The sequence below is a fragment of the Ruegeria meonggei genome, assembly GCF_042768335.1.
In the GTDB taxonomy this organism is placed as follows: Bacteria; Pseudomonadota; Alphaproteobacteria; order Rhodobacterales; family Rhodobacteraceae; genus Ruegeria; species Ruegeria meonggei.
Window position 1 is genome coordinate 2,644,001 of the sequence record NZ_JAXHBT010000001.1, and the last position, 6,000, is coordinate 2,650,000.

The 6,000-nt window shown below is 56.5% G+C and carries 4 protein-coding genes, 1 tRNA gene and 2 rRNA genes (1 of these 7 running past the window's edge); 4 read left to right on the forward strand and 3 right to left on the reverse strand.

Going from position 1 to position 6,000, the window contains the following annotated elements:
* The first annotated feature begins 39 nt into the window (after positions 1-39).
* The 4 genes from SJY13_RS13040 to SJY13_RS13055 all read left to right on the forward strand — a co-directional run bounded on the left by SJY13_RS13040 (position 40) and on the right by SJY13_RS13055 (position 3,170).
* Positions 40-246 carry a helix-turn-helix transcriptional regulator gene (locus SJY13_RS13040; RefSeq protein WP_377191378.1) on the forward strand — a complete coding sequence of 69 codons (207 nt, stop codon included), beginning with the start codon at positions 40-42 and terminating at the stop codon, positions 244-246.
* Positions 236-544, forward strand: coding sequence for a hypothetical protein (locus tag SJY13_RS13045; protein WP_377191379.1), 309 nt, complete (start codon positions 236-238; stop codon positions 542-544). Before SJY13_RS13040 ends, SJY13_RS13045 begins: the two co-directional genes overlap by 11 nt.
* Complete coding sequence (locus tag SJY13_RS13050) at positions 541-2,679, forward strand: hypothetical protein (RefSeq protein WP_377191380.1); 2,139 nt, start codon at positions 541-543, stop codon at positions 2,677-2,679. Before SJY13_RS13045 ends, SJY13_RS13050 begins: the two co-directional genes overlap by 4 nt.
* A 125-nt stretch (positions 2,680-2,804) precedes the next feature.
* Positions 2,805-3,170, forward strand: a complete 366-nt coding sequence (locus SJY13_RS13055; RefSeq protein ID WP_377191381.1) for a hypothetical protein — start codon at positions 2,805-2,807, stop codon at positions 3,168-3,170.
* Positions 3,171-3,624: 454 nt separating this feature from the next.
* On the opposite strand, the gene SJY13_RS13060 is transcribed toward SJY13_RS13055, so the two are convergent.
* From SJY13_RS13060 to SJY13_RS13070, 3 genes are all read right to left on the reverse strand, one after another.
* A tRNA-Met gene (locus tag SJY13_RS13060) sits at positions 3,625-3,701 on the reverse strand.
* A gap of 43 nt (positions 3,702-3,744) precedes the next feature.
* A 5S ribosomal RNA gene (gene rrf / locus SJY13_RS13065) occupies positions 3,745-3,859 on the reverse strand.
* Between the two features lie 221 nt (positions 3,860-4,080).
* Positions 4,081-6,000: ribosomal RNA gene (locus tag SJY13_RS13070) — 23S ribosomal RNA — on the reverse strand; it runs 911 nt beyond the window's last position.

Genomic DNA, 6,000 nt, shown 5'->3' on the forward strand with positions numbered 1-6,000 from the left:
GTTTCTCTTCATCGATCTAACTTGATGGAGAAAATCACGATGCCAAAACAAGCAAACACGCTGCTCAAACCCGAGCAAGTCGCGGAACGCCTCGGCGTGTCCACAACCACCCTTGCCACATGGCGCTGCACTAAGCGCTACCCGCTGGCCTATGTCAAAGTTGGCCGCTTGGTCCGCTATCGCGCTGGAGATGTTGAAGCGTTCGAGATCGCGCGCCTTCAGGAGGTGGTTGCAAATGACTGGTAACTGGAAGCCCATCGAATTTGCAGCAATTGCTGAACTGGCCCGGATCAACTTGCAGAACCTTCTGGCCGAATGGTTGCCTGATGGCCGGGTCATCGGACGCGAATGGGTGGCGCTGAACCCGACCCGCGCAGATCACTCGCGCGGCTCGTTTCGGATCAATCTCGACAGCGGTCTGTGGGCAGACTTCGCCACGGATGATAAAGGCGGCGATGCTATCAGCCTCTTTGCCTATCTGAACGGGGTGCAGCAAGGACAGGCCGCGCGGGCGCTGGCGTTGCGTTTGGGGGTGCAATCATGAATGCCCTGCAAGACCTCCGCCACCCAACAGCCGGTATGGCTGACACCCAGCATTTCTACCGCAGCAAAACGGGCACGCCTGTACTTGTTGCCAATCGCTACGAAGGCAACGGCAAGGGCAAGTTCTTCCTGCCCTATGACGTCACCAAAGAGACATGGAAAGCACCTCAGTCGCGCCCGATCTATCACCTGGACCGGATCGCCCAGGCGGACCCGGATCAGCCGGTGATCTGGGTTGAGGGCGAGAAGTGTGCCGATGCGCTGGTCGCATTGGGCTATCTGGCCTCCACCAGCTTTGGCGGCAGCAAAGCACTGGCAAAAACCGACCTGTCGCCACTGGCAGGGCGCATTGTCATTATCTGGCCCGATCACGATGAACCGGGGCGGGACTACGCCGCCAATCTGGCCGAGAAGCTCGTTTCGGTACATAGGGCAACACCGCTGATCCTGCCGATCAGCGACGCTCTGGTTCAGGCGCATGATTCAGCGGGTCTGATCCATAAACCTATACATAGGGGGTGGGACGTGGCCGATGCCATTGCAGCAGGTTGGGGAAACGGTCAGATAGATGCCCTGATAAACAGTGTCGCTTGTGACCTGCCGGAGGCAACTGCCGCTTACCTAACGCATAGCGTTGAACCTGCCGCAAATGACCCGCATCCCCCCACGTATCGTAGGGAAAACCCCGACCCGTATACGATACCTATACGTAGGGACGAGACTGCACCTATACGTAGGGATGAAAGCGCGGCGCTGGTGGATGGGCTTGAACTTTGGAACACGCCGCAGGGTGAGCCTTATGTAACGATACGGACCAAAGGACACTTTGAGCACTGGCCTATCGGATCATCTACCTTCCGCAACTATCTCGCCTATGCCCATTACAAGGCCGAAGGCAAAGCCCCGTCCAATGCCGCGCTGGATGACAAGCGCCGGATGCTGGAAGGCGTCGCGCGGTTTGAAGGCGAGACCTATCCCGTATCCAGCCGCATCGCCTTAATCGGGCGGACGGTCTATCTCGACCTTGGCAACACGGACTGGCAGGCTGTGGCGATCACCTCCGAGGGTTGGCAGGTGGTCAGCCACCCGCCCGCACGATTTCGGCGCTCACCAGCTATGCAGGCACTGCCTGTACCAGAACGACACGCTGACGGTATCGACCTGTTGCGGGATTTTGTAAATGTGGACAGCGAAGATGATTTCCGCATGTTGGTGGCGTGGGTTCTGGGATGTTTCCACCCAAAAGGCCCCTATCCTATTCTGATCCTGTCGGGCGAACAGGGCAGTGCCAAAAGCACCACGGCACAAACCCTGCGTGATCTGATCGACCCGGCACAGCCAAGCACCCGCAGCACGCCCAATTCTGAACAGGATTTAGTGATTGCCGCGATGCACAACCATGTTCTGAGCTTTGATAATCTCTCAACCATCCGCCCGATGATGGCGGATGCGTTCTGCCGCATTGCCACCGGCGGAGGGTTTGGCACTCGCAAGCTACACACCGACAGCGACGAGGTTCTGTTCAACGCCACCCGGCCCTGCCTGCTGAACGGTATTCCCGATCTGGCAGCCCGGCCTGATCTGGCGGATCGTGCTATTGGCATTCATCTGCCAGTGATCCCGCCCGGCAAGCGCAAAACCCTTGGGGCGTTCAATCGCGACTTTGCCCATGCCAAGCCCTACATTCTGGGCGCTCTGCTGGACGCCGTGTCTTGTGCCTTGGGGCGGATCGACTCTGTGAACCTCTCAGAAGCCCCCAGAATGGCGGACTTCGCAAAATGGGTGGTAGCCGCCGAAGACTCACTTGGCTGGACTCAGGGCGCGTTTCTGGACTCCTACGCGGCCAATCGTGCAAAAAGCGATCAAGCCGCCGTTGAGGCCAACCCTGTTGCGCTGGCAATCCTGTCGCTGATGGATGGACGACAGCATTGGAGCGGCACAGCAACCGAATTGAAGCAAACCTTGCGGGATCGTTTCCCTGCGCTGACAGAGGACAGCCACAGCTTTCCCCGGTCGGAGGCGAGGTTTGGCGCAGCGCTACGCAGGGTTCAGCCGGTATTGCGGCGTCGGGGCTTAAACATCACATTCAGCCGCGAAGGCAAAGCAGGCATGCGGGTGGTTGAACTGAGTGCGTGAGGTAGGTGCTCACTGCCCTCGGGCGACTCCGACACTTTCATCAACAAGGAATGAGGTTGCCATAGTGAAGCCTCATTCCCGTGGTCAATCCGCACCATTATCGCGTGTATCTATAGGAGTATTTCATGCGCAGGTTTATCACTGCCGTCGCCCTTTTGCCTCTTGTTACTGCCTGTGCGCAGTCGCCGGATAAGGTCGGGGCCACGTATGTAAGCCCGTCAATCTTCGATGGGCGTTCGTGCCAGCAGTTGCACGCCGAGCGCAACCAGATTGCAAGCAACGTCAACAAATTGACGGCAGACCAGAAGAAATCGGCCACGAATGACGCAGTCCTCACGGGCGTGACACTGGTTCTGTTCTGGCCTGCCGCATTAGCAATGGCTGCGACTCAGGATCATGCCGACCAGTTGGCGGCGGCCAAGGGGAACTACGACGCCATCACGCAAGCCATGCAGACAAAGAACTGCCCGCAGGTCGGCGTAACTGGCTAACACAACCAGACTGCAAAAAGGACAGGGGGGTCACGCCGAAACGTGGTCCCTTTTTTCATGGTGCCGTTTTGGCACCAAAGGCAACACATATGGGAAGGGTTGGATCAAGCACCTCCGACCGCTCGTATTCTATTTGGCTGACGGTGCTGACAGTTCTGACGGTGAAGCCGGGTTGGTTTTTCTTTTGGGGGGAGATTCTGCGATGCTGTCGGCTAGGGTCTGCTACGCTGCTTAACTTTGCTCTCTAGCGTAGCACTGCTGTAGCACCGGGCGCTGGCGCACCAAACGCAAGAAGCGCCCCTTGGGGCGCTAGTGCGTTGTATTTATGTGTTTTATTTTGGTTGCGGGAGTAGGATTTGAACCTACGACCTTCAGGTTATGAGCCTGACGAGGTTTGATCGTGAAGCAAACAGTCCAGTGGACTGTTTGTAGATCGAACGGGCTGTTTGGATTTTGGTTGCGGGGAGAGGATTTGAACCTCTGACCTTCAGGTTATGAGCCTGACGAGCTACCGGACTGCTCCACCCCGCGCCAGGTGTTTATTGATCGTTTTGAGAGAGGGGGATTTTTCTAGGTTTGGCGGTGACCTACTCTCCCGGGGCTTAAGCCCAAGTACCATTGGCGCGGCAGCACTTAACTTCCGGGTTCGGGATGGGACCGGGTGTTTTGCTTGCGCTATGACCACCAAACCGAGGAAAATCCCCGTCGCGGCTTTGCTTTGCAAAGCGCGACGAGTGGCAGGCGGCGTATTTGCGTGCAAATGCGCGTTGCCACTCGGTTGTTATGTCAATCAACAGTGCCGCTTGGCGCGACACAGCCATCCATGTTTAATGAGGTGTATGTTTTTGGCTTATTTGTTCGCCTACCGCTTCGCTACTTGAGGCGGTGGGTTGTCTTTCCATTACTGGATCAAATCAAGCCTATCGGGCGATTAGTACCGGTCAACTGAACGCATTACTGCGCTTACATCTCCGGCCTATTGACGTGGTGGTCTTCCACGGCCCTCAGGGAGACCTTGTTTTGAGGGGGGCTTCCCGCTTAGATGCCTTCAGCGGTTATCCTGTCCGATCATAGCTACCCTGCACTGCTGCTGGCGCAACAACAGGTCCACCAGTGGATCGTTCACCCCGGTCCTCTCGTACTAGGGGCAACTCCTCTCAAGTCTCCTACACCCACGGCAGATAGGGACCGAACTGTCTCACGACGTTCTAAACCCAGCTCACGTACCTCTTTAAACGGCGAACAGCCGTACCCTTGGGACCTGCTCCAGCCCCAGGATGAGATGAGCCGACATCGAGGTGCCAAACACTGCCGTCGATATGGACTCTTGGGCAGTATCAGCCTGTTATCCCCGGCGTACCTTTTATCCGTTGAGCGATGGCCCTTCCACTCGGGACCACCGGATCACTATGGCCGTCTTTCGACTCTGCTCGACTTGTCAGTCTCGCAGTCAGGCTGGCTTCTGCCATTGCACTCAACGAGCGATTTCCGACCGCTCTGAGCCAACCTTCGCGCGCCTCCGTTACGCTTTAGGAGGCGACCGCCCCAGTCAAACTACCCGCCACGCAGGGTCCCGGATCCGGATAACGGACCGCGGTTAGACATCAAGAGTGCGAAGGGTGGTATCTCAAGGGAGGCTCCACCGCGACTTGCGTCACGGCTTCAAAGCCCACCACCTATCCTGCACATCACAATCCTGATGCCAGTGCGAAGCTGTAGTAAAGGTGCACGGGGTCTTTCCGTCTAACCGCGGGAAGCCTGCATCTTGACAGGCAATTCAATTTCGCTGAGTTGATGTTGGAGACAGCGGGGAAGTCGTTACGCCATTCGTGCAGGTCGGAACTTACCCGACAAGGAATTTCGCTACCTTAGGACCGTTATAGTTACGGCCGCCGTTTACCTGGGCTTCAATTCAAGGCTCTCACCTCTCCTTTTAACCTTCAGGCACCGGGCAGGCGTCAGACCCTATACGTCGTCTTGCGACTTCGCAGAGCCCTGTGTTTTTAATAAACAGTCGCCACCCCCTGGTTTGTGCCCCCAGCCCCTAGTTGCCTAGGAACCGGGCCTCCTTCTCGCGAACTTACGGAGGTATTTTGCCGAGTTCCTTCAACATCGTTCTCTCAAGCGCCTTGGTATTCTCTACCAGTCCACCTGTGTCGGTTTAGGGTACGGTCTTATAGGAGGGCTATTTCCAGGAACCTCTCAGCAGCCCATTCAATCCGATAAGGATGAACTACCTCTGAGATCCGTCACCACTCCACGGCCTAGGAATATTAACCTAGTTCCCATCGCCTACGCCTTTCGGCCTCGGCTTAGGGGCCGGCTTACCCTGCTCAGATTAGCTTTAAGCAGGAACCCTTGGACTTTCGGCGAGAGTGTCTCTCACACTCTTTGTCGCTACTCATGTCATCATTCTCACTAGTGATCTCTCCACCGGATCGCTCACGCGCCGGCTTCATCGAAAAGACTCGATCCTCCAAGGTGCCCCGAAGGACACTAAAGAGGATAAGTCTTATGTCACACTACGCTCTGCTACCATGCCTTACGGCATCCTAAGCTTCGGCTCATGGCTTGAGCCCCGTTACATCTTCGCCGCAGGACAACTTATTTAGACCAGTGAGCTGTTACGCTATCTTTAAAGGATGGCTGCTTCTAAGCCAACCTCCTGGTTGTTTTGGTCGTCCCACCTGCTTTCCCACTTAGCCATGAATTGGGGGCCTTAGCTGTAGGTCAGGGTTGTTTCCCTCTCCACTACGGACGTTAGCATCCGCAGTGTGTCTGCCATCTAGTACTCCCGGGTATTCGGAGTTTGGTTAGGATCAGTAAGCCT